Origin of the sequence: uncultured Negativibacillus sp., assembly GCF_944388365.1 — a bacterium.
Lineage (GTDB): Bacteria > Bacillota > Clostridia > Oscillospirales > Ruminococcaceae > Negativibacillus.
In genome coordinates this window covers 1-22,122 of sequence record NZ_CALXIN010000028.1, presented here as the reverse complement: position 1 = coordinate 22,122, position 22,122 = coordinate 1, and the positions used below count along the sequence as shown (strand labels likewise).

The window sequence follows — 22,122 nt, the reverse complement described above, 5'->3', positions numbered from 1 at the left end:
ATGCAATCAGTCCGATGCGCAGGATGTTAAAGCCCGCCGCACTCCACACCAGACAGGCCAGGAGCAGCAGGGTGTTTCGTTTTACTTTCATAGATAGCCTCCTTTAATTGAACAATGTTCATTTTAGCGATGAAAAAATTCCTACCTCGAAGCAGGAATTTTAATAGAGAGTCCTGCGGACGATCTCCAGCACAGAACTTGGGTCATAGTCCTGCCGCAGTAAGGCGGACAGCATCAGAGAGAACAGAACATTGGCAAATTTTTCCACAGTAAACTGTTCTGTGAAAGCATCAGCACGAATGTTGGCATCTCTCTTTAAAACGGAACACAAACCTTCTAAAATATGCTGCCAGGTTTGCTGCATCCGCCGTTTTCCATCCGACTTATCTTCCCGCATGAATCCCAGAGAGTGGAGGGTAAAGAAGCCAGGATACTGCTTGCAGCCATATTCCATCCGCTCATACATCCATACAATGCAGGCTTGTGTATCCTCAAATACAGCGCCATCCTCTGGACGGTGAAAAATCTCGCACCAGACACTTTCTACTGTGGCGCCCACCAGTTCCGCTTTGGAATCAAAATAATTATAGATAGATCCCACCGATACACCGCAGGCAGCAGCAACAGAGCGAATGTTCACCGCAGACCAACCCTGTTGCTGGATCAGTTCCCGACTGGTTTTCAAAATTTCTTCTTTTGATGTTACAACAGTATTCATCCAATCACCTCAATATGAACAATGTTCATTATAAGGTGTCATCCCTGGTTTGTCAATCGGTGTTTTGGGAGGAAATCAGACAATTCCGAATCTGGAAATACGTTGATACAATCTTGTGGCAACATAAAAACATGACAACAGTTATTATAATAAGATAAGTTGATGAGCGGCTCAGAAAAAGAGAGGCAGCTTTGATTAAAGGAGGCAAGATAGCAGAAACAAGGGATTTGACAAGGACAAAGGAGTGGGAATCCTTCTAAGATTATGCTGATTTGTATCAATATCCGTGGGTTAAAGAAGATGAGTTTCATGAAAATATAGGCAAAACTTGACTTAAAATAAGATGTGTTGTATCATCCAAATAGAGGCTAGTGAAAAGATAGCCGTCCAGTTTAAAAAAGGAGTGAGTCGGATGAGAAAATTATCTAGCCACCCTCTTTATATGCAGGTGTTTGATCAAATTAAATCGTCGATACGCCTGGGAGTTTACCAAAAAGGACAGATTCTTCCAAGCGAGAAGGAACTGATGGAACAGACCGGCGTCAGCCGTGTTACTGTGCGGCAGGCGCTGAGAATGTTGGCAGAGGCAGGAATCATCGAGACACAGCAGGGAAAAGGAAGCCGCGTGATCATGGACTGGAAGGAGCTTCTCAATCCAGGGGAAATGCGGGATCATCTGGAGGAGTGCTGGAAACAGTTTGAACTTTCCAGCAGTGCCCGCCGGATGATCGAGCCGGCGCTGGCAAAGCAGGCAGCGATAGTTGCCACGCAGGAGGACATTGAGCGGCTGAAACGGGTGCAGGAGCATCCAGAAAATATCATGATGGAAATTTCCGGCTATCCCATGGAGGATGGAGAGGAGAATCAGTCCTTCCACCGCTGTCTGTGGGATATTCTGAAAAATCCGCTGATGGATCAGGTATGGGAGGCGATCGTCGTGCCTTCCGGAGCGATGCGCTCACTGCCGTTGATTGTACCGGCGCAGCAGCAGAAATATCGGGAAGAGATCCGGCGGCAGCATGAACAGATTTTCCATGCAATTCAGGCGCATGACAGCGAATATGCTTATTATCACATGCTGATGCATTGCGATTGGATCTATCAGGTATACAAGCAGTATTTTGAGGAATTTTGCTGTTAATCTATCTTGCAGGATGCAAGGATGTCAAAGGGGGAATTGTTATGAAATATGCGATCGTAGGCTTTGGAACAGCCGGCTATCATGCGCTGAAAGCGATTCGGACGCAGGACCCGAAGGGTGAGATTGATGTCTACACCAATACGTCCATGCCGCCGTATAATCCGATGCTGACCACCTATTATGCGGTGGGAAAGCTGGAGTATGAGGGAATGTTTCCGTTTGGAAGTCTGGAATCTATTCAAAAGGAGTTTCCGTTTGAGCTGCATCAGGAGGAGGCCATCAAGGTCCACAGCGAGGAGCACAGTGTAGAAACCGCCAACGGACAAAAAGAGTATGACCGCATCCTGATTGCCACCGGTGCGCGTGCCTTTGCACCGCCGGTAAAGGGATTGAAGCCGGAAAATGCCTACCTCATGCGGACGGTGGAGGATGCGCAGCGGCTGAAGGAACGCTTGCAGCAGGGCGATGTCAAAAACGCCATCGTCGTCGGCGCCTCGATGGTAGGAATCAAGGTGGTGGAAGTGCTGCAAAAGCAGGGAATCAACACCTGGCTTTTGGATCTTGCACCGTATATCTTCCCGCTGGCAGCCTATCCGCAGGTGGCTCAGGTCATTCAGGAACGGGTGGAGCAGCAGGGCGTACATCTGAAATTCAGCGTGACCATCGACCACATGGAGGAGGAAGACGGCCAGCAGATCGCGGTTCTGACCGACGGCAGCCGCATCCCGACGGATATTGTGGGATTGTGCATCGGCACCAGAACCAATACACAGGTGGTCGATGAAAAGATTGCACTGGGAAAGGGCATCATCGTTGACCAGCATATGCAGACCAATGTACCAGGCATCTATGCCGCAGGTGACTGCTGCGAAGGAAACAATCTGGAAAACGGGCAAACCCAGCTGATCGGACTGTGGGCAAATGCCAACCGGCAGGGAACGACTGCGGGCAACAACATGGCAGGGCAGGAGATGGTGTACGAGGGAAATATCCTCCACAACATCACCCGCTTTATGGAGATGGACTTTATCGGCTTTGGCGACAACCGGATCGAAGGCGAGGTGCTGGAATACGGCACACTGGGCAAAGGAATGTATATCCGGCTGGTACTGAAGGATCACCGCATTGCAGGAGCCAATATTCTGGATAATTGCAGCATCAGCGGTATTGTGAAAAACTATATGCTCCGTCTGTTTGGCGGAGATACGGGAAAACTGCCGGTTTACCAGCGTGCTGCGCTGGAGAGCGCCGGACTGTCTTCTGCATTTTTGGACGAATTGGAGGGGAAAATCCATGGATGCCATTGATAAATTGATAAAAGCAAAGATTCCCTGTCCGCAAACGGGAATTGAAATCAAACATACCGTGTGTGCTATCTGCAGCCCGTCCTTTAATTGCGGCGTCAATGCGTATGTGAAGGATGGAAAGATGCTGAAACTGGAGGGCATGGACGAACATCCTCGAAATCAGGGACACCTTTGCACCAAAGGATTGGCAGGCAGAGAGTTTGCCTATCGGGAGGATCGCATTCTGACGCCGCTCAAAAGAGTTGGAGAGCGCGGAGAAGGAAAGTTTGTTCCGATCAGTTGGGAGGAGGCATACAGGGAGATTGCCGACCGCCTTGGTCAGATCAAAGAGAAGGACGGAGCCGATGCGGTGGCTTTCTTTGGAGGATACAACAAGTGGTATCGTCCGTGGCTGCGGCGGTTTGCCCACTCCTTTGGCACCATGAACTATGGCACCGAGTCCAGCACCTGCATGACCGCAGGATGGATGGCGTGGAAAACAGCGGTGGGACAGCTGGCAAGACCGGACATGGAGCACTGCGACCTGCTTCTTGGCTGGGCGTTCAATCCCTATTATTCGGGTTATCTGAAGGCGCAGAGCGCAGAAAAGTGCCGCAAAAAGGGAATGAAGATCATCGTTGTCGACCCGATGATTACTCCTACTGTGGAAAAGATGTGCGACCTGCACCTGCGTCCGTATCCTGGAACAGATGGCGCCTTGGCGATGTGCATGGCAAATATCCTCATCCAAAAGGGATGGATCGACAAAGACTACATCGACCGCTATGTGCATGGCTTCGAAGCCTATGCCGAATATGTCAAGCAGTTTAATGAGAGCAACATCGAACAGCTGACCGGCGTGCCCTATGAGCAGGTGATGGAAGCGTGCGAGATGATCCATCAGAGCAGCTCCATGGCGATCAACGAAAACAGCGCGCCGATTCCTCACCATAAAAACGGATTCCAGAACTATCGGGCGATCATGGCGCTTTCTGCACTGACCGGAAATTTTGACCGTCAGGGAGGTCAGCTGCCCTCCAAGCACACTTTTACCCATCAGATAGCAGGCTTTTCGACGCTGGAGGATACCTTTGCCGACGGGACAGAGCCGAAGAATACCAAACCGGCGGTAGGCTCACAAAAGTTTCCGCTGTGGTACCACATGGAGCGCGAGATGCAGGTGGTGGATCTGGCGCGACAGATTCTGGAGGAGGACCCACATCCGATCAAGGCGATCTTTGCCATGGGAATGAACTATCGGATGCTGCCGGACGACAATCGTCTGCGCGAGGCGCTGTTGAAGCTGGATTTCTTTGTGGATACCGATTTGTTTCTCACAGACACTGCCAAGCTGGCAGATCTGGTGCTGCCGGTCTGCAGTTCCTATGAACGAGGAGAGCTGGAAACCTATCCTGGAGGCTACGCATGGCTGACCAAACCTGCGATTGATCGGGTGGGTCAGAGCAAGTCGGACGCCGAAATTCTGTGCGACCTGGCGAAGGTGATGAAGCTGGGAGATGAGATGCTGGAAGCCGGATATGAGGAAAATATTCGCTTTATCCTGCAGGATCTGGATATTACCATGGAACAGCTCAAGGAGAGCGATGTACCGATTCACGTTCCAAACGCAAGAGCTATTGTTCCAGGAGAAAAGCTGGAACAGGGACTGGACACTCCTACCGGAAAGTTTGAGCTGTATTCGGAGCTGATTGCCTCCCATCCCGAATGGGGATTGGATGCCCTGCCGACCTATTGCGAACCGTTGGATGAGGAGGACCCAACAATATATCCTTACCGGCTGTGTTCGGGCGGAAGACTTCCGAATGCGCTCCACTCCCGCCTGCACAAAGTTTCCTGGACGCGCAGCCTGCGTCCCGCTCCTACGGCGGATATTTCTGTGGAGGATGCTGCCCAGCTGGGACTGGAAAAAGGAGATGACATGGAGCTGTATACGCCGCGCGGTACCATCTGTGTCAAAGCAAATCCGACCCACCGAGTGCCAAAATCGGTGATTTATTTCTATCACGGTTACTCCGAAGCGGATGTAAATATGCTGATGTCCGGTACCCATGTGGACCCTTACTCGGGATTTCCGGCGTATAACTCTACCCGCTGTGGAATGAGAAAGAAGGTTTAGCATGAAACGGTACGTCATTGATTTGGATATGAGCAAATGCGTCTCCTGCGGCGCCTGCACAGTGGCATGTATGGACCAGAACGATTTTGTTGTACAGGATGGCAGACGCCCTCGCCGCAATATTTTCGATATGGAGCAGCTGGAAGATGGAAAGGTTTGCTTCCATCATTTGTCGCTGGGATGTATGCACTGCACCGATGCACCTTGTATTGTCGGATGTCCTTCTGCCTGCTTGAGCAAAGACCCTGAAACGGGAATGACCATCTACGATACGACAAATTGCATCGGCTGTCACAGCTGCGCAATGGCCTGTCCTTATGGAGTTCCTGCCTTTGGAGCGGACGGCAAGATGACCAAGTGCGACGGCTGTTATCTGCGCATCCAGCATGGGATGCTCCCTGCCTGTGTCAAGGCCTGTCCGTTTGGAGCGCTTCAGCTGGTGGATTTGGATGATCCACAGCAGGCGATTCCTGCACAGCATTCGCTGCGTCAGAGCAGCCTGGAGCTGCTGAAAGCGCAGGTATAGGAAGCAATGAAGGCAAAAAGTACACTGTCGCGGGAGAATGTAGAGAAGATGATATGCGGAAGGATGGCTCATGGCAGTGTCCAAAAGATAAACGCAATCGCAGAGAAAAACAGAACATCCGTGCGGCTTAAACAAGGTGCGGGTGTAGGAAGGAGGAAGCAGTTTTGGAGGCAGATGCAGTCATCCTTGCCGGAGGAGGCAGCCGCCGGATGGGCGGATTCCACAAAGGAAATCTGAAGTTGGGAGAGCTGACCTTCACCCAACGGTTGATACAGCAGCTGGCACCTCAGACAAACCGGATTTACCTTTCCTGCGGAGAAAATACACCGACGGATGTTCCGAATTGTCAGATCGTTCGGGATGAATATTCCGGCTGCGGGCCGATGGGCGGACTGCACGCCAGCTTAAAGCGCTGTGAAAGTGACCTCCTTCTGGTGGCGGCGTGCGATACACCGCTATTGACGATGGAGTTTTATCGCTACCTTTGCACCTTTCTGGGAGAACATGACGGTGTGGTAGCGGTTGTAAATGGCAGAATGCAACCGCTGGCAGCCGTCTATACCAAGCGACTGTTGCCGGTTTTTGAAGCTTGTCTGCGCGAAGGAAACTACCGCCTGCGGGATGCATTGGCACAGGCAAATATCTGCTATGTGGAGCTTTCCGACCAGCCAACGCTGTGTGCGATGCTGCAAAACATCAATACGCCACAGGAATATGAGCAGCTTTTACAGCAGAGGGCAGAGTCGTAACCGGAAAAAACATTCTGTCTGATATAAAAGAATTGGCAATAGAACAACAGGCCGCGTTTCAGGTGCCTGAAACGCGGTCTGTTGTTCTATGAAAAGAAAATTTAGTTTGCGTGGAAGAAAGAAGGAATCTCTCCTTGATAGCCGATAATGTAACTTAACATCGACAGAAAATTGGCGTTGAGCTGCTGTGAATCCAGCGCAGGATTTTCACATTTTTGCTGAAGCAAGTCCTTCAAACAGCTGACAATGATCGAGTTTACCAGTTCCATATTGTCCGAGGTGACGCGGACAGTAGGATGATCGGCAAGCGGCGCCAGGATTTGCAGACAGCGTTCCTGAATGCTGTTGCCGTAGTACATGCTTTCGATTTCCTTGGAATACTCCTCCTTTTCCTCAGGAAACAGCTCATAGTACTGACGGATGATCGGTGTCAGATTCTGACTGTACTTGCCAAAGAAAAAGTTGTAAAAGATCGGCGGATTTTGCAGAACAGTTTTTCCGAAAGCCTCCCAGATGGCAAAGAAGGACTCCTCGGGGGAACGCTGCTGACGGCTGTACTCGGCAAGGGTATGGTTGTACTCAGCAAAGTGCTTGAGCGAGGCCAGCAGAATCAGATGCTGCAGATCCTTGAAGTAGAGATAGATGGTGGAATTGTGAAATCCTGCCTTCTCTGCAATCTTGCGGATGGACAACTTGTCCAGTCCTTCAGTGTCGATCAATTCCTGGGTTGCTTTGATAAAACAGACGGCATTTTTGGCTTTCTGCTCGTCTTTTTCGCATTCTGCCATGTCGCTACACTCCTCTTGTTTGTGATAATCTTCTTGACAATAAGCGCGATTACTGCTATTATCCATTACTATACCACAAATCCGAAAAAAAGACAATAAGCTGTTATCATCCGAGGAGGGAAGAAGGATGGAAACGATCACATTATGGACCAGACAGGTTCCTCAGGTGTGGGAACAACTGTGTCGGGAAGGTACTTATCAGGTAAAAGAAGCGTATATCCGCCAGAAAAATGGTTCCATGTCCGACTATTATCTCAAGCTGTACCGATGGTATACCAAAACTGCCCGCCGGTACCTTACCATTCGGGAGGATCAGGAGTATCCCATCTGGTTTAGTTTGAATGGGAATTAAAAGACTAGGTTTAATCAGTTCTGTTTTAGAAGCACTCATTGGAGAAACCGAACGTGGATGGCAGAATCGTCTGCGGAACGTTCTGATAGTGTTTGTTGCAGCAGCATTTCCGTTTATCTTTATTATGCTGTTTACCTGTGTGTCGTTAGTTAAGGCATTGCGACAGGAGAAATAATCACTTTTTGAAATCCCCAAACTTCTTTACATATGAAACCCTTTATTACAAAAGCTCGGAGGATTCTCCGAGCTTTTGTAATAAAAACAAGCCATCAAAAAGTCAGGAACAGCACCATACCTTCTGACTTTTTGATGGCTTTTATTTTGGATACAAGCGAATATGCGAAAAATTTGTATCTGTCATAAGAAAAATTGATGACAGAATAACTTTAAAGTATTAGATTTTCACGCGATTCATCAGTATAATAAAAATCGGCTATGGAGCAGGGTAGACTGTTTTTGCCGCGCTGATAAAATGCTTGACCGCTGTGCTCAGCGGATTATACTGATTCCAAATCAGATAGATGTACACCGGTGCAAATTCCGGCAGTTCGATGGCCTTACAAAGGTCATTTTCTGGGATGGTGTTGTGGAACAGCAGCGTTCCGGCGGTGTTGCTCTCCACAAATTGCTGGATAATGGAGATCTGGTTGGTGTTCAGAATCATGTGAGGTATCAGCTTTTGCTGGGCACAGGTTTTCAGGGCATTGGTGGTCAAAAAGGAGTCCTCGGTGGGCATGACCAGCGGAATCCGGCAGAGGTCCTGCAGAGAAAGACTGTCGGCTGCGGCCAGCGGGTGTTTTCGGGAGAGATAGAGACAGATGCGCGAATCGGTCAGCTTGTAATGTCCAAAGGCGGCGGACATAGGCGAATCGGTGGAGAGCACAGCGATGTCCAGCTTTCCGTCCAGCACCTTCTGATGACTCATCAGGCTCCCGTTTTCGACGATGTTCACCTTGATCTGCGGATGCCGGCGGTGCAGCTCCTGCATGATCGGCGTAAACAGCAAGGTGGCACTGGCAGGTGCAAGCCCAAGGTGGATGACCTGTTTGGACTGCCCCAGAAACTTCATCCGGTTGACAAAGCTGTCGGTCTGCTCCAGCAGAAGATTGGTTTCGTTGAGAAACTGGCGGCCTTCTTCGGTCAGCACCAAACCTTTGTTTTGCCTCAGAAACAGGGTGAGACCAAATTCCTGCTCCAACTCATGAATGACATGTGTCAGGCCAGGCTGGGAGATGTGAAGCTCCTCGGCGGCTCTGGTGAGATTGTTATGCCGGCACACGGTCTGAAAATATTCCAGCTGAGATAATTTCATGAGGGTTCCTTCTTTCTGCCAAGTATTACTTCCTATTATAGCAGAAAGCGCAGAAAAGACCAGAAAAAAGTAGATCCGCCGCAAAAAAGGAGAGAAATGTATGAAAGAACTTTGGAAACTGTACCGTGTGTTTTTCAGCATCGGTATCTGTACCTTTGGAGGAGGATATGCGATGCTGTCGCTGCTCCAAAGGGTCATCGTAGAACAATACCAATGGGCAAGCGAGGAGGAGCTGATGGACTATTATGCCATCGGACAGTGCACTCCAGGCATCATCGCGCTGAACACCTCGACCTTTATCGGTTATAAATGCCACAAGCTGCCAGGTGCGATCGCCGCGACACTCGGATTTTTGAGCCCGTCCATCCTGGTTATCGTGCTGATTGCAGCGTTTATGACAAACTATGCCTCTCTGCCGGTGGTCAAGCACGCCTTTGCGGGAATCCGCATCTGTGTATGTGCGCTGATTCTGGACGCTGTGCTGAAATTGGGCAAAAAATCCATCGTTGATAAATTCAGCGTCATCATCTTTCTGGCGATTGTCGCTCTGTCCGCCTTTACGGGCGTTTCTACTATCATCCTTGTCATCGGTGCAGGTGTTGTTGGTTATCTGATCTATTATGTAATGGGGAGAAAGAAAGCATGATTTTACTTCGTTTAATGTATGAATTTTGTAAAACAGGGTTTTTTGCAGTAGGCGGAGGACTTGCTACGCTGCCATTCCTCTATGAAATGGCAGAAAAAACAGGCTGGTTTACCAACCAGGACATCCTGAACCTGATTGCGATTTCCGAGTCGACACCAGGTGCTATCGGCATCAACATGTCCACCTATGTCGGCTACCTGACCAGCGGCGTTCCAGGTGCGATCTGTGCGACACTGGCACTGGCATTCCCGTCGGTGGTCATCATTGTGCTGGTCGCAAAATGTATGGAGCAGTTTAAAAACTCGCCTATCGTCGAGGCGGTATTCAAGGCACTGCGTCCGGCATCCACCGGCTTGATCGTGGCAGCCAGCCTGAGCGTTGCACAGATGGCGTTTCTGCATACAGAAGTAGGAACCATCACCAATGTAAGTGATCTGATTGCCATCATCAACTTCCCAGCGATTCTTCTGGCAGCGATTCTGTTTGTTTTGCTGCGGAAATTTAAGCTGCATCCTATCGCCTACATCGGCATGGCAGCGGTGGTCGGACTGGTTTTCCAGATGTAAAAAACTTTTCTGCGATATAAAAATCCCTTTCTTTCCTGTACACCAGCAGGAAAGAAAGGGATTTTTTTGTATCATTGTTCAGCGAATCATTATGCTTTAGTTTCACAGTGGCACAGTGAAAGGATGCCTTCCAGCGTCCGAAAACAGGAGCGGTCGACCTGTGTGGGCTGAATCTCGAATCCGAGGTCCTCCAGCCCATCCAGCAGGGAGATCATCCCTAGACTGTCCAACAGTTCGCTCTCCAGCAGGTCCACTCCTGGAACCAGCACGTCGGTGGTGCCGCAGGCATCCACCAGCAGCTGTTCAATCGCCTGTCTTAATTCTTTCTGATTCATCGTTTAACATCTCCTCCAGACGGTGCAGATCGCATTTCCCATGGCGGGTCATGGGCATCTGCTCGATGGTTTTCCAGCATCGTGGATACATATAAGAGGGCAGATGCTGCTTAAGCCGCTGCCTGCACTCTGCCCAATCAAGCGGAGTGCCTTCCCATTCTACCACGGCGGCAAGTCCGGCTACGGTTCCTCGGCGGTTTATCGGCAGCACAGCAGCAGCGCGCACCTCCGGCCATGAAAGCAGTACAGCTTCGATTTCCTCCGGCTCGATGCGGTAGCCCTTGTATTTGATCTGTCGGTCCAGCCGTCCCTGATACCACAGCAGACCGTCCCGTATCTGACCGGCATCTCCGGTGCGATAGAGCGGCATTCCATTCCAGCCTCCAAAGCCTCCCTGAGAGGTGTTGACATATCCCAGTCCGACGCTGGGACCGACAATGGCAATCTCGCCGGTCGTCTGTTCTGGGAGAGGGTGTCCGGCTGCATCCAAGATCAAAATCTGGGAGGCAGCGTCGACAATCCTGCCGACAGGAAGCGGGTCGGTGCATGTTGTGATTTGGACAGCGGTCACGGCGCAGGTGGCTTCGGTCGGACCGTAGGCGTTGAGAACACGCAGGTGAGGAAATCGCTCCATCAGACTGCGGGCTGTACGGGCAGAAAGGGTTTCTCCACACAGAAAGATGGTTTGCAGCCTGGGCATCAGTTTTTCACAGAACAGAGCGTCGCACAGGCAAAGTCGGGCAAAAGAAGGAGTGCAGCTTAGACGGGAACCACCGCTCTGCCCGAGCGCCTGATATAGCTGCGGGAGGTCGCTCTGTTGTCTGTCGTCCAAAGCAAAGATGCTTCCTCCGGCGACCAAGGTGGGCCAGAGGTCTGCTACCGAGAGATCGAAGGAAAACGGCGCCTGATTGACAGCGATTCCCTGTGCGCAATCTGCAACGGCAGGAAGGGAGAGCATCCATCGGACAAAGTTTTCCAGAGCGCCGACCGAGATGCGTACTCCTTTGGGAGTGCCGGTGCTGCCGGAAGTGAACAGCCAATAGGCGTCCCTCGCAGGGTTATTCGGCAATGTAAACGGCTGCACGCTGCGGCAGCAGAGCTGTTGTAGCTGCTCGGCGTCGATCAGGGAAACGTCCGTCAGCGGAGGAACAGGGCCGGTACAGAGAACGGTGGAAACGTCCGCTTGCTGACAAATTGTCTGCAGGCGACCGACCGGAAACTGCGGCGTCGTAGGGAGATACGGCCGTCCTGCCAGCAGACAGGCGAGAAAGGCAACCGGAACAAGCGGTTCCTTCTGTCCGCAGACCATGACCGGTCCGGACTGCTGTTGCAGCCATTGTCCGAGTGCACATGCCTGCTGCCACAGCTGATGGTAGGTGATGATGCCGCTGCTGCTTTGGTAGGCGATCTTCTCTCCTTGATGGTTGGCGTGATGTGCGATTTGTTCTAAAATCATGTCTTTCCTCGATTCTGTCACAGCGGTCGAATCTGGTCGGCGGGAATCAGCGAAGGATCGTACATGACGCGGGAATGATTGTCCAGTACCAGCTCCCGTGCGACCTCCTCGCCGGTGGAACGGTCAATTACCCGACGATACACCTTGCTGACGCGGTACCAGCCGTCCGCTTCCTGTACAAAGTGGCTGTCCTCCTCCACAATGCGGTAACGACAGGGAAAGGGTTTGGTCGTCCGCAGCTCTCCGCACAGGTCGGTATCGGTCAGCCAGAACAACAGCTGAACCGGTTGGTCGGTGGTATTCTGGAATTGATAGTCGATATTTTTATAAAAAACCGAGGTTCCGGTGCCGAAAGGAACGGTACGGCGGTCATCAGGGAACAGCGCATCGGAGTGATGGTGCAGCTCAATGACGGTCAGCGGGCTGTTTAACACCAGCCAGTGTACCATGTTGGCCAGCTGGCACAGTCCGCCGGCAATTCCAGGCCGAAGCTGTGTGCCGGCAATCACCAATCCTTCGGTGTAGCCTTTGGCTTTGGTGGGCTGTCCGATCAGCTTCCAGAAGGAAAAACATTCTCCTGGCTCTAAGATAATACCGTTGAGCCGCTGCGCTGCCAGACGCAGGTTTTCGATTTTTCCCTGTTGGAGTCTGGCATCGACGCCGTGCAGATGGCGCATCAAAAGGGAAGTGTGGCCCTTGACCAGACAGGGAAGCGGCGTTGGGTCCCGATGGGTTGCATAGCAAAGTCCGCTGCGCCAGGTTTTGAAGTCCCGCAGCAGCCATTCCTTTCGCAGGGAGATCCAGTAGCCGACAGGACCGGTCTGGCAGAGCAGTTTCCGAGGTTTCATTTCTTCACCTCCATGATCTTGAAGATTTCCGTCAGAGAAAGACAAAACTTTCCTCCGAATCCGACTTTTTCCTCATTATAGCACAGCGGATAATTTATTTCAAACATTTGTAAAAATATTTGGAATTGCTTCGAACAATGGCGCTTATTGCAAAACACCGGCAAGTTTTGTACAATGAGAAGAAGTGAAGCTGTGCAGAGGTTTGCAAGATGGAAAATCAATGTGAACAGGGGGAGCAATATGAAAATTGCAGTGGTAATGGATTCGTTTAAAGGGAGCATGACCTCGCTGGAGGCTGGTGAGGCGGTCAAAAATGGAATCAAGCGTGCGGCACCGGACGCAGAGGTTGTAGTCAAACCGATCGCGGATGGCGGCGAAGGAACGGTGGATGCACTGGTCTGCGGGATGAACGGAGGCTATCGACAGCTCCGTGCCACCGGACCGCTGGGAGAAAAGGTCGACTGCACCTATGGAATATTGCCGGACAAACAGACGGCGGTGATGGAGATGTCGGCAGCGGCAGGACTGCCGTTGGTTCCACCGTCCAGCAGAAATCCACTGTATACCACCACTCGCGGAGTGGGAGAGATGATCCTCGATGCCATTGAGCAGGGCTGCCGACGCTTCATCATCGGTATCGGCGGCAGCGCGACCAACGACGGCGGCGTTGGAATGCTGCAGGCGCTGGGATTTGACTTTCTGGACAGGGACGGAAATGCAATTCGGCCAGGAGCGCAGGGATTGCAGGAGCTTGTTCGCATCGACAATGCGCATGTGCTGCCACAGCTGAAAGAATGTTCCTTCCGCATTGCCTGCGATGTATCCAATCCTCTGTGCGGAGAAAACGGATGCAGCGCTGTTTACGGTCCGCAGAAGGGAGCAACTTCTGAAAGTATCGAGCGGATGGACCGCTGGCTGAACCGCTATGCGCAGCTTGCGAAGCAGCTTTATCCGCAGGCGGATGCAGAGAAACCAGGAACAGGAGCGGCAGGAGGAATGGGATTTGCATTTTTGACCTTTCTGAACGCACAGCTTATTCCAGGCATCCAGTTGGTGATGGAGGAGATGGGAGCAGAACAACTGTTCCAGCAATCGGATCTGGTCATCACCGGAGAAGGTCGGCTGGACGGTCAGACAATGATGGGCAAGGTGCCGGTGGGCGTAGCGGCTCTTGCCAAAAAGCACCACAAGCCGGTGGCTGCACTGGCAGGCTGCACCAGCAGGGAAGCAACGGCCTGTAACGGGCAGGGAATCGACGCTTTTTTCCCGATTTTGCGTGAAGTTGTAACATTGGAGCAGGCGATGCAAAAAGAGCAAGCCATGGAAAACTTGATGCTCACCGCAGAACAGGTGCTTCGGTTGTGGAAGGCATCTTGCAGATAAATAAGATACAAACAAAAGGCACTCGTTCCCAACGAGTGCCTTTTGTTTGTATACAAATCAATATTCAAATTATTTATAAATGAAAATTATACGATAGATAAAATCTATATAAATAATATTTTTTTCATAAATAAAATTTTACTTCTGGAAACGAATTTGTCGAAAAGGTAAATTGCGATAAATAATATCAATAAATGGCAATATTGTATATATTTTTTCAATATATTCGGTAACTTGACACTAATTTTGTTTGAGTATATAGTAAAAAGGCAGCTTCATGAATTGTTGACTGTATACTGTCTTAAAAAAGGGGTAACGATATGAAATTTAACTGGGAGTACTTTTTTCAAACCCTGCCCTATGTTGCAAGCAAGCTGAATATCACATTGTCCCTGACGATCATCAGTGCGATTTTCTCGCTGATTATCGGTATGGTCTTTGCACTGATCAGCTACTACAAAGTGGTGGGATTAAGCCAGCTGCTGAAAGTTTGGGTTTCATTCATCCGAGGAACACCGGTAGCGACACAGTTGTTTTTCTTCTACTATGGTCTTGCCAACCTGAGTTCCTGGATTTTGAACATGTCTCCGACCGTTGCAGTAGCAGTTATCATGAGCTTGAACATGGGTGCGTTCGTTTCCGAAACCATCCGCGGCTCGCTGATCTCGGTAGACGAGGGCCAGAGAGAAGCAGCCATGTCGTTAGGTATGTCCGGCTGGCAGATGACCAGCAGAATCGTCATTCCGCAGGCCATCCGTGTTGCGCTGCCGCCATTGTTTAACGATCTGATCAACCTGTTTAAAATGTCCTCTCTGGCATTTCTGGTCGGTGTCCGTGACGTCATGGGCGCTGCAAAGATCGAAGGTGCAAATACCTTCCAGTTCTTCGAGTGTTATGCCTGCGTTATGCTGATTTACTGGGTCATCACACTGATTCTGACCGCATTCCAGAAGGTGCTGGAAAAACGCTGCGACTCGATCTACGCATAATTTTGGAGATTGAAAGGCAGGTTGGAAATCTGTCTTACAAGAATATAAAACTTCAATATGGAGGAAATACAAATGAAACTGAAAAAAATTCTTGCTTTTGTTCTGGCAGCAATGATGACCATGTCGATGGCTGCTTGCTCTGGTTCCCAGACACAGGAAACATCGACCGAGTCCACCACCGAGGAACAGTCTGCGGAAGGCACTACCACCGAGGAAAGCACCGAAGCAGAGGGTGAGACCAACACCGAGTCCCGCACCGTTATCGTTGGTACCACCGGCACCGGCGAACCATATTCCAAAGTAGCAGACGACGGCACATGGACCGGTGTCGAAGCAGAACTGTGGGCAGAAATTGCAGAGCGTACCGGCTGGACCATCGAGATGAAACAGGTTGCAGATATGGCATCTCTGTTTGGTGAACTGGACACCGGCCGTGTAGAGGTTGCTGCAAACTGCTTTGCAATCACCGAAGCTCGTCTGGAAAACTATGTTGCATCTGACCCAATTTACGCTGATGCACAGGTTATCATTGTACAGCCGGACAGCGAGTATCAGACCTTTGAGGACCTTCGCGGCTGCAGCATCGGTGTAACAGCTGGACAGGCATCTCAGTCCACCGTTGAGGCAATGGCTCCAGAATATGACTGGGAAGTTATTACTTACGAAGATTCCAACGCAGGATTCCAGGATTGCTCTCTGGGCAGAATCGATGCTTATGCAAACACCGTTACCAACATCGAAAAAGCTGAAAAAGCACAGGGCCTGGAGTTCCGTGAGCTGGATGAAAAGCTGTTCGGCAACAACGTTGGCTGGTGGTTTGCAGATACCGAGGAAGGTATTGCTCTGCGCGATGATGTCAATGAAGTTCTGGCAGAAATGCAGGCAGACGGCACTGTATCCGAAATCGTTACCAAATGGTTCTATCAGGATCTGACCCAGCTGGTAAGCGACGAGTGGCTGACCGCAACTCACTAAGAGAATATCAACAAAAATATATCTATTCTGAACAAAGGAAGCGTGCTGATGGTCGAAGTAACAGGCTTGTCCAAGACTTTTGGAAAAGATACCGAAGTGCTCAAGGACATCAATCTTAAAATCAAAAAAAATGAAGTTGTAGCGATTCTCGGCCCATCGGGCACAGGAAAATCCACCTTGCTTCGCTGCCTCAACTACCTGTGCGAACCGACAACAGGAACTGTTCGGGTGGGAAATGTAACCGTGGATGCTGCACACCATACCAGACAGGAGGTGCGCAATCTGCGCCGCCAGTCTGCCATGGTTTTTCAGGGATACAATCTGTTTAAAAATAAAACAGCAAAAGAAAATGTGATGGAAGCCCTGGTCACCGTCCAGAAAAAGCCAAAGGCAGAGGCGGAGCAGATTGCTCTGAAACTGCTGGAAAAGGTTGGAATGTTGGAAAGAAAGGATTTTTATCCTGCAAAAATGTCCGGTGGACAGCAGCAGCGTGTCGGCATTGCCAGAGCGCTGGCAGTCAATCCGGATGTGCTTCTTTTCGACGAGCCAACCTCCGCGTTGGACCCAGAGCTGGTTGGAGAGGTGCTCAACACCATCAAACAGCTGGCTGAGGAAGACACGACGATGATTCTGGTCACCCACGAAATCCGCTTTGCAAGAAATGTTGCCACCCGCATCATCTTTATGGACGGCGGACAGATCGTAGTGGATGGTACACCGGAGGAGGTCATCGATCATCCGGAGAATCCAAGGCTTCGTCAATTCTTAAACTTTGTTACCAAGTAAGATAAAATCAGGCAGAACTACCACAGTTCTGCCTGATTTTGGTATGCTCAAGGAGGAACAGCATGATTACTGAACTGATTAAACAAAAGGCAGAACAGTATACACCGGAACTGATCGCCTTTCGCAGAGATTTACACCAGCATCCGGAGCTTTCGATGCAGGAGCATCGCACTGCACAGAAGATTGCCGAACAGCTTTCCAAGCTGGAGGGAATGCAGGTGATTCCACAGGTTGCCGGCGGAACAGGCGTCATTGGTATTCTGCACGGCAAAAAAGGAGAGGGAAAAACGGTCCTTCTGCGTGCTGATATTGACGCGCTGCCGATTGAGGAAAACACAGGCTTGGCATGTACTTCGCAGGAGGCAGGCGTGATGCATGCCTGCGGACATGATGGACACACCTCCTGGTTATTGGGAAGTGCAAAAATTCTGGCAGACCTGCAGAATGAATTTGCGGGAACCATTAAATTTGTCTTTCAGCCAGGAGAAGAAGGCGGCGGTGGCGGCCGCAAGATGGTTTTGGAGGACAAGGTTCTGGAAAATCCGACCGTCGATGCTGTCTTTGCAGCACATGCCTGGCCGGATGTAGAGGCTGGAAAGGTTGCCATCGCCCGCAAGAGCGCTTTTGGCCATCCAGGCAGCTTTTCCATCAAGGTCATCGGCAAAGGAGGTCATGGCTCCTGGCCGCATCAGTGCATCGACCCGATTGCAGTGGCAAACCAGATTTATGGAGGTTTGCAGCAGATTGTTTCCCGCCGTCTGCCCGAAACAACGGCGAGAGTTCTGTCGGTCTGCACCATTCATTCTGGTCCGCAGGATAAAGGAAATATTATTCCGGACTGCTGCACCATGACAGGAACCATTCGCGCAGATAAGCAGGAAGTGATGGAGCAGATGATCGCAGACATCAAACGAATCTCGGAAGGCATTGCACAGGCAAACGGCGCACAGGTGGAGGTATCTGCCCGATACAGCGGCGCTGTCATCAACACGCCGCAGGCGATCGACTTCTGCGCAGAGGCCGCAGCAAAGATCGTCGGAAAAGAGAATATTCAGCTGGACGATGAACCGCATCTGGGCGGAGAGGACTTCAGCGAATACATCAGCCGCGTTCCTGGCGCCTACCTGTTTGCAGGAATTGCGAAACCAGGTGTGGAGACTCCAGGACTGCACGCCAGCAATTTTATGCTGGATGAGGAAGTCATTCCAAGAATGTCCGCGGTCTTTGCACAGATTGCAATGGATTATCTGGAAAAGGGAAGCTTTTAATTTGATCGATATCCAAAAACAGGAGCGGGTGAACTTTCACCCGCTCCTGTTTTTGTGCGCGGTTTTTGCACTCCATTCCAAAACGTGGTATGATAGAGAAAATAAAACTCTCGTCAATCAAGGGGGAAATAACAATGTTGGCATATACCTATGTGGAAAAAGGAAAGTTTCAGCTCGTGGAGAAACCAAAGCCAGCGCTGCAGGATGCGAGAGACGCCATTGTCAAGGTGACGCTGGCGAGCATCTGTTCGAGCGATCTGCACATCAAACACGGCTCGGTTCCGCGCGCAGTGCCAGGAATCACCGTCGGACATGAGATGGTGGGTGTGGTGGAATCGGTAGGAAGTGCCGTCACCAACCTCAAACCAGGCGATCGTGTCGCCGTCAATGTGGAGACCTTCTGCGGCAGCTGCTTTTTCTGTCAGCATGGTTATGTCAACAACTGCACTGACCCGAACGGAGGCTGGGCGCTGGGATGCCGCATCGACGGCGGACAGACTGCCTTTGTGCGGGTTCCGTTTGCCGATCAGGGCTTGACCAAAATTCCCGATACCGTCACCGATGAGCAGGCGCTCTTTGTAGGCGATGTGCTGGCAACCGGATATTGGGCGGCGCGCATTTCGGAAATCGGTGCTGACGATACCGTGCTGATTCTGGGCGCAGGACCGACCGGCATTTGTACGCTGCTGTGCGTCATGCTCCGCCATCCAAAGCGTATCATCGTCTGTGAAACCGATGCAGAGCGGGTGCGTTTTGTGCAGCAGCACTATCCCGAGGTTCTGGTCGTCGGACCGGAGAAGGTGCAGGAGTTTGTGATGCAAAACAGCGACCACGGCGGCGCAGACGTCGTTTTGGAGGTGGCAGGTGCAGAGGATACCTTCCAGCTGGCGTGGAAGTGTGCGCGCCCCAATGCGATTGTGACGGTAGTTGCGCTGTACGACCAGCCGCAGATGTTGCCGCTCCCGCAGATGTACGGCAAAAACCTGACCTTTAAGACCGGCGGTGTCGATGGATGCGACTGTGAGGAAATCCTGAAGCTGATCGAGGAAGGAAAGCTGGACACCACGCCGCTGATTACCCACACCTACCCGCTGGAACAAATTGAGGAAGCCTATGAGCTGTTTGAACAGAAGCGCGACGGTGTGATGAAGGTAGCGATTCGCCCGTAGGAGAGGAAAAAGCTGAGAAGGAAATAGAAACGGCATGGCTTTGGTCGTGCCGTTTTTGTTCTTTCTGAAAATAAAGAAAACTGACCGCCGATTTCCCACACGAAGGTGTGGATCGACGGTCAGCTTTTGGCGTTCGATGAAAGCCTGCGGTTTTCTCAAGTACAGCATTCATTCTGTTATTATCGCTTCAGCATCTTCTGTATCTGCGAACCCCAAATGGTCATATAAATCAGGTGGAATAGAGCTTACAGCCGCCTGTTCTTCTTCAGACAAACTATGATACCATTCCAACCACGCAAGCGTTTCTTTAGAAAGATGATCTGTATCCACCATTCGGTCTCCGAAGCGTACTTGATTTGCATTTTCTGACTTTGGGAGCACCGGCAATTCACCTTCGGATACAGTGACTGCTTCATAGTCGTATCTTTCCCAGTTTGCTCCTATATCGGCAGAGGTGAAGAGATCTTGTTCCATATCCGTTGTGATGATTCTTCCGGATTTTACAGCAACCTCTGAATAGATGATCTCATACGATGTACCATCAGAAAGATGAAATCGGAAACTGGTCACCGAACCACCAGTAGTAGGTTCGGTTCTTTTATCTTTCAGAGAAATGCTTTCAAAAGTCTGGTAAATGCCTTCAATATCTTCGGATTCGGTAATCACTTTTTTCTCCACATCCGTAGGATTAGTGAAGCGGAACATTTCCACATTTTCGATACTGGACAATTCAAAGGGAAAGTCGATGCTTACTTTTTTATTGCAAGCAGTCAGTGCAAAACAGAGCATCACTGTCATAATCAACACAAACATTCTTTTCATGGAAATCACCCTTTCTTGTTCACCATTTGACTGATAGATATTGATAACACTTACTGGCGGCAAACTCCACCGTGGAAGTTATACATCTGCATGGGATAGCCACAAAATGAGGTGACGGTACATTCTCGGTCTGCCGGTTTTCCTGCTGACAGAGGATAAAACTTTGCAGGACGCACGAATACTTCCGTCAGGAGAGCACAGAAGTGCGCCCTTGGAGTCCTAAGGGATGTCAAACTGGGATTTATCTCTTTGGGGCTGGCAGTTCATCATACATTGCATGAAACAAGCCGGTCAAAAATTTCTTATTATCAACTTCATCTACCAACAACATCTCTTTTGCTCCCTCATAGGGTAATTCATACGAAACTGTTAGCATATAACGAATTGCTGATTTTACTGATTTAACAAGTAATCTATTATCATAGATACCGCCTAGAATCTTGCCGCGATAATAAATAATAAACTCTCCCATCATCGCTCGATAGGTAATTTCTTCTAACTCAGATAGTTGTTCCAAAATAAACTCTAAGAATTCTCTGCTTGATGCCATATTTTTACCTCAAATTCCAATTTGTTATCTTCTCTTTTATGATAAATTTTACCACAGGAGTATGAACAAATCCACCGCCAAATGCAATTTGAAGGAAGGACCCTTTTGCAGACAGATGAAATTCTGCCACGGCGATTGTTTTGACACAGAGACTGTGGTACAATCGAAGCAGCGATTCGATCAGAAGGAGGATACCAATGCGGATTATCATTTCTCCTGCCAAAAAGATGAGAGTGGACACCGACAGCCTGCCGGAACAGGGATTACCTGCCTTTCTGGAACAGAGCGGACAGATTTTGGACAGGCTTCATGAGTTGTCCTTTGCAGAACTCAAATCCCTGTGGAAATGCAGCGACAAACTGGCACAGCAGAGCTTTGAGCAGCTGCAGCAGATTCACCTCACCGGCAATTTGACGCCGGCGCTCCTAGCATACGACGGGATTCAATATCAGTACATGGCGCCGGACGTCTTTTCCGACGCGGAGTTTGCCTATGTGCAGCAACATCTGCGCATTCTGTCCGGCTTTTATGGAGTGCTGCGTCCTTTGGATGGCGTTTGTCCCTATCGTCTGGAGATGCAGGCCAAGCTGGAGGTGGCGGGCTGCCGCGACCTCTATCAGTTTTGGGGCAGCAGGCTGGCAGAACATCTGTGCGCAGAGAGCAGCCTGATCCTGAATCTTGCCTCCAAGGAGTACAGCCGCTGTATCAGCGACCATCTGCCCAAGGAGGTTCGGATGGTGACCTGTGTCTTTGGCGAACGCATCGGCGATAAGGTGGTGGAAAAGGGAACATTGTGCAAGATGGCGCGCGGAGAGATGGTGCGCTTCCTTGCCGAGCACAACATCACCGATTTCGAGCAGGTGCAGCAGTTTGACCGATTGGGTTACCGATTCTCGGAGGAGGATTCCAACGAGGAACAGCTGGTATTTTTAAAGGAGGGCAGCAGATGAAGCCAAAAGTAGCATTTATCTGTGTACATAATTCCTGCCGGAGCCAGATTGCAGAAGCGCTGGGAAAAGAACTGGCAGCAGATGTTTTTGAGAGCTATTCGGCGGGAACCGAAACAAAGCCGCAGATCAATCAGGATGCAGTGCGATTGATCAAGCACTGCTATGGGATTGACATGGAGCGCACCCAATACTCGAAAACGCTGGAAAAATTGCCGCCCATTGATATTGTGGTGACGATGGGATGCAATGTACAGTGCCCATTTCTTCCGTGTAAATATCGGGAGGACTGGGGAGTGGAAGATCCCAGCGGCAAAGAGGACAGCTCCTTTTTGCAGACCATCCAGAGCATCCATCAAAAGGTGGAGGAACT

24 protein-coding genes are annotated in these 22,122 nt (G+C 50.3%); 16 read left to right on the top strand and 8 right to left on the bottom strand.

The window, feature by feature from the left end; genetic code table 11:
- Positions 1-160 precede the first annotated feature (160 nt).
- Positions 161-718, bottom strand: coding sequence for a TetR/AcrR family transcriptional regulator (locus Q0L39_RS05770; RefSeq protein ID WP_296627468.1), 558 nt, complete (start codon positions 716-718; stop codon positions 161-163).
- Between the two features lie 412 nt (positions 719-1,130).
- Between Q0L39_RS05770 and Q0L39_RS05765 the strand changes: the two genes are divergently transcribed.
- From Q0L39_RS05765 to Q0L39_RS05745, 5 genes are all read left to right on the top strand, one after another.
- Positions 1,131-1,859, top strand: coding sequence for a GntR family transcriptional regulator (locus Q0L39_RS05765; protein ID WP_296627466.1), 729 nt, complete (start codon positions 1,131-1,133; stop codon positions 1,857-1,859).
- Positions 1,860-1,900: 41 nt separating this feature from the next.
- Complete coding sequence (locus Q0L39_RS05760) at positions 1,901-3,166, top strand: FAD/NAD(P)-binding oxidoreductase (RefSeq protein WP_296627465.1); 1,266 nt, start codon at positions 1,901-1,903, stop codon at positions 3,164-3,166.
- Positions 3,153-5,282, top strand: coding sequence for a molybdopterin-dependent oxidoreductase (locus tag Q0L39_RS05755; RefSeq protein ID WP_296627463.1), 2,130 nt, complete (start codon positions 3,153-3,155; stop codon positions 5,280-5,282). The genes Q0L39_RS05760 and Q0L39_RS05755 overlap by 14 nt, the downstream gene beginning before the upstream one ends.
- A 1-nt stretch (position 5,283) precedes the next feature.
- Complete coding sequence (locus tag Q0L39_RS05750; protein WP_296627462.1) at positions 5,284-5,808, top strand: 4Fe-4S dicluster domain-containing protein; 525 nt, start codon at positions 5,284-5,286, stop codon at positions 5,806-5,808.
- A 164-nt stretch (positions 5,809-5,972) separates the two neighbouring features.
- Positions 5,973-6,557: a molybdenum cofactor guanylyltransferase gene (locus Q0L39_RS05745; protein WP_296627460.1), complete on the top strand. Its 585-nt coding sequence runs from the start codon at positions 5,973-5,975 to the stop codon at positions 6,555-6,557.
- A gap of 101 nt (positions 6,558-6,658) precedes the next feature.
- Here Q0L39_RS05745 and Q0L39_RS05740 read toward each other — a convergent pair whose 3' ends face one another.
- Complete coding sequence (locus Q0L39_RS05740; RefSeq protein WP_296627459.1) at positions 6,659-7,345, bottom strand: TetR/AcrR family transcriptional regulator; 687 nt, start codon at positions 7,343-7,345, stop codon at positions 6,659-6,661.
- A 127-nt stretch (positions 7,346-7,472) separates the two neighbouring features.
- Between Q0L39_RS05740 and Q0L39_RS05735 the strand changes: the two genes are divergently transcribed.
- Entirely contained in the window at positions 7,473-7,697 is a 225-nt protein-coding gene (locus Q0L39_RS05735; protein ID WP_296627458.1) for a DUF3841 domain-containing protein, read from the top strand.
- 433 nt (positions 7,698-8,130) lie between these two features.
- Here Q0L39_RS05735 and Q0L39_RS05725 read toward each other — a convergent pair whose 3' ends face one another.
- Positions 8,131-9,009 (bottom strand): LysR family transcriptional regulator, encoded by an 879-nt coding sequence (locus tag Q0L39_RS05725; RefSeq protein ID WP_296627456.1) that lies wholly within the window; start codon positions 9,007-9,009, stop codon positions 8,131-8,133.
- Between the two features lie 100 nt (positions 9,010-9,109).
- Between Q0L39_RS05725 and Q0L39_RS05720 the strand changes: the two genes are divergently transcribed.
- Both Q0L39_RS05720 and Q0L39_RS05715 read left to right on the top strand, forming a co-directional pair.
- A complete protein-coding gene (locus Q0L39_RS05720) occupies positions 9,110-9,655 on the top strand; it encodes a chromate transporter (protein ID WP_296627455.1) in 546 nt (181 codons plus the stop codon).
- Positions 9,652-10,221, top strand: coding sequence for a chromate transporter (locus tag Q0L39_RS05715; protein WP_296627454.1), 570 nt, complete (start codon positions 9,652-9,654; stop codon positions 10,219-10,221). The genes Q0L39_RS05720 and Q0L39_RS05715 overlap by 4 nt, the downstream gene beginning before the upstream one ends.
- Positions 10,222-10,310: 89 nt before the next feature.
- On the opposite strand, the gene Q0L39_RS05710 is transcribed toward Q0L39_RS05715, so the two are convergent.
- Genes Q0L39_RS05710 through Q0L39_RS05700 form a run of 3 tightly spaced genes read right to left on the bottom strand, consistent with a single transcriptional unit; the run spans position 10,311 to position 12,860 of the window.
- Entirely contained in the window at positions 10,311-10,556 is a 246-nt protein-coding gene (locus Q0L39_RS05710) for a hypothetical protein (protein ID WP_296627452.1), read from the bottom strand.
- Positions 10,525-12,012 carry an AMP-binding protein gene (locus Q0L39_RS05705; protein WP_296627451.1) on the bottom strand — a complete coding sequence of 496 codons (1,488 nt, stop codon included), beginning with the start codon at positions 12,010-12,012 and terminating at the stop codon, positions 10,525-10,527. The genes Q0L39_RS05710 and Q0L39_RS05705 overlap by 32 nt, the downstream gene beginning before the upstream one ends.
- Positions 12,013-12,029: 17 nt before the next feature.
- Positions 12,030-12,860, bottom strand: a complete 831-nt coding sequence (locus Q0L39_RS05700; RefSeq protein WP_296627449.1) for a VanW family protein — start codon at positions 12,858-12,860, stop codon at positions 12,030-12,032.
- Between the two features lie 240 nt (positions 12,861-13,100).
- Here Q0L39_RS05700 and Q0L39_RS05695 point away from each other — a divergent pair, with 240 nt between their 5' ends.
- From Q0L39_RS05695 to Q0L39_RS05670, 6 genes are all read left to right on the top strand, one after another.
- Positions 13,101-14,243, top strand: coding sequence for a glycerate kinase (locus Q0L39_RS05695; RefSeq protein WP_296627448.1), 1,143 nt, complete (start codon positions 13,101-13,103; stop codon positions 14,241-14,243).
- 320 nt (positions 14,244-14,563) lie between these two features.
- Positions 14,564-15,232: an amino acid ABC transporter permease gene (locus Q0L39_RS05690; RefSeq protein WP_296627446.1), complete on the top strand. Its 669-nt coding sequence runs from the start codon at positions 14,564-14,566 to the stop codon at positions 15,230-15,232.
- A gap of 72 nt (positions 15,233-15,304) precedes the next feature.
- A complete protein-coding gene (locus Q0L39_RS05685) occupies positions 15,305-16,207 on the top strand; it encodes a transporter substrate-binding domain-containing protein (RefSeq protein WP_296627445.1) in 903 nt (300 codons plus the stop codon).
- A gap of 48 nt (positions 16,208-16,255) precedes the next feature.
- Positions 16,256-16,993, top strand: coding sequence for an amino acid ABC transporter ATP-binding protein (locus tag Q0L39_RS05680; protein WP_296627443.1), 738 nt, complete (start codon positions 16,256-16,258; stop codon positions 16,991-16,993).
- Between the two features lie 62 nt (positions 16,994-17,055).
- Positions 17,056-18,261: a M20 family metallopeptidase gene (locus tag Q0L39_RS05675; RefSeq protein ID WP_296627441.1), complete on the top strand. Its 1,206-nt coding sequence runs from the start codon at positions 17,056-17,058 to the stop codon at positions 18,259-18,261.
- 134 nt (positions 18,262-18,395) lie between these two features.
- The gene (locus Q0L39_RS05670; protein ID WP_296627439.1) at positions 18,396-19,430 is read left to right on the top strand and encodes an alcohol dehydrogenase; all 1,035 of its coding nucleotides are present in this window, start codon (positions 18,396-18,398) and stop codon (positions 19,428-19,430) included.
- 168 nt (positions 19,431-19,598) lie between these two features.
- Here Q0L39_RS05670 and Q0L39_RS05665 read toward each other — a convergent pair whose 3' ends face one another.
- Both Q0L39_RS05665 and Q0L39_RS05660 read right to left on the bottom strand, forming a co-directional pair.
- Positions 19,599-20,252, bottom strand: a complete 654-nt coding sequence (locus tag Q0L39_RS05665) for a hypothetical protein (protein ID WP_296627437.1) — start codon at positions 20,250-20,252, stop codon at positions 19,599-19,601.
- Between the two features lie 241 nt (positions 20,253-20,493).
- On the bottom strand, positions 20,494-20,802 hold the full coding sequence (locus Q0L39_RS05660; RefSeq protein ID WP_296627436.1) for a TfoX/Sxy family protein: 309 nt from the start codon (positions 20,800-20,802) through the stop codon (positions 20,494-20,496).
- A gap of 197 nt (positions 20,803-20,999) precedes the next feature.
- Between Q0L39_RS05660 and yaaA the strand changes: the two genes are divergently transcribed.
- Together yaaA and Q0L39_RS05650 are read left to right on the top strand one after the other, a co-directional pair.
- Positions 21,000-21,752, top strand: a complete 753-nt coding sequence (gene yaaA / locus Q0L39_RS05655) for a peroxide stress protein YaaA (protein ID WP_296627434.1) — start codon at positions 21,000-21,002, stop codon at positions 21,750-21,752.
- The coding region (locus Q0L39_RS05650; RefSeq protein ID WP_296627432.1) for an arsenate reductase ArsC at positions 21,749-22,122 on the top strand (374 nt) is incomplete at its 3' end. The genes yaaA and Q0L39_RS05650, both read left to right, overlap by 4 nt.

Excerpts from the sequence above, each read along its gene's own strand:
- Q0L39_RS05770 (WP_296627468.1), bottom strand. The coding sequence starts at position 718 with ATGAATACTGTTGTAACATCAAAAGAAGAAATTTTGAAAACCAGTCGG.
- Q0L39_RS05765 (WP_296627466.1), top strand. The coding sequence starts at position 1,131 with ATGAGAAAATTATCTAGCCACCCTCTTTATATGCAGGTGTTTGATCAA.
- Q0L39_RS05760 (WP_296627465.1), top strand. The coding sequence starts at position 1,901 with ATGAAATATGCGATCGTAGGCTTTGGAACAGCCGGCTATCATGCGCTG.
- Q0L39_RS05755 (WP_296627463.1), top strand. The coding sequence starts at position 3,153 with ATGGATGCCATTGATAAATTGATAAAAGCAAAGATTCCCTGTCCGCAA.
- Q0L39_RS05750 (WP_296627462.1), top strand. The coding sequence starts at position 5,284 with ATGAAACGGTACGTCATTGATTTGGATATGAGCAAATGCGTCTCCTGC.
- Q0L39_RS05740 (WP_296627459.1), bottom strand. The coding sequence starts at position 7,345 with ATGGCAGAATGCGAAAAAGACGAGCAGAAAGCCAAAAATGCCGTCTGT.
- Q0L39_RS05735 (WP_296627458.1), top strand. The coding sequence starts at position 7,473 with ATGGAAACGATCACATTATGGACCAGACAGGTTCCTCAGGTGTGGGAA.
- Q0L39_RS05725 (WP_296627456.1), bottom strand. The coding sequence starts at position 9,009 with ATGAAATTATCTCAGCTGGAATATTTTCAGACCGTGTGCCGGCATAAC.
- Q0L39_RS05720 (WP_296627455.1), top strand. The coding sequence starts at position 9,110 with ATGAAAGAACTTTGGAAACTGTACCGTGTGTTTTTCAGCATCGGTATC.
- Q0L39_RS05715 (WP_296627454.1), top strand. The coding sequence starts at position 9,652 with ATGATTTTACTTCGTTTAATGTATGAATTTTGTAAAACAGGGTTTTTT.
- Q0L39_RS05710 (WP_296627452.1), bottom strand. The coding sequence starts at position 10,556 with ATGAATCAGAAAGAATTAAGACAGGCGATTGAACAGCTGCTGGTGGAT.
- Q0L39_RS05705 (WP_296627451.1), bottom strand. The coding sequence starts at position 12,012 with ATGATTTTAGAACAAATCGCACATCACGCCAACCATCAAGGAGAGAAG.
- Q0L39_RS05700 (WP_296627449.1), bottom strand. The coding sequence starts at position 12,860 with ATGAAACCTCGGAAACTGCTCTGCCAGACCGGTCCTGTCGGCTACTGG.
- Q0L39_RS05695 (WP_296627448.1), top strand. The coding sequence starts at position 13,101 with ATGAAAATTGCAGTGGTAATGGATTCGTTTAAAGGGAGCATGACCTCG.
- Q0L39_RS05690 (WP_296627446.1), top strand. The coding sequence starts at position 14,564 with ATGAAATTTAACTGGGAGTACTTTTTTCAAACCCTGCCCTATGTTGCA.
- Q0L39_RS05685 (WP_296627445.1), top strand. The coding sequence starts at position 15,305 with ATGAAACTGAAAAAAATTCTTGCTTTTGTTCTGGCAGCAATGATGACC.
- Q0L39_RS05680 (WP_296627443.1), top strand. The coding sequence starts at position 16,256 with ATGGTCGAAGTAACAGGCTTGTCCAAGACTTTTGGAAAAGATACCGAA.
- Q0L39_RS05675 (WP_296627441.1), top strand. The coding sequence starts at position 17,056 with ATGATTACTGAACTGATTAAACAAAAGGCAGAACAGTATACACCGGAA.
- Q0L39_RS05670 (WP_296627439.1), top strand. The coding sequence starts at position 18,396 with ATGTTGGCATATACCTATGTGGAAAAAGGAAAGTTTCAGCTCGTGGAG.
- Q0L39_RS05665 (WP_296627437.1), bottom strand. The coding sequence starts at position 20,252 with ATGAAAAGAATGTTTGTGTTGATTATGACAGTGATGCTCTGTTTTGCA.
- Q0L39_RS05660 (WP_296627436.1), bottom strand. The coding sequence starts at position 20,802 with ATGGCATCAAGCAGAGAATTCTTAGAGTTTATTTTGGAACAACTATCT.
- yaaA (WP_296627434.1), top strand. The coding sequence starts at position 21,000 with ATGCGGATTATCATTTCTCCTGCCAAAAAGATGAGAGTGGACACCGAC.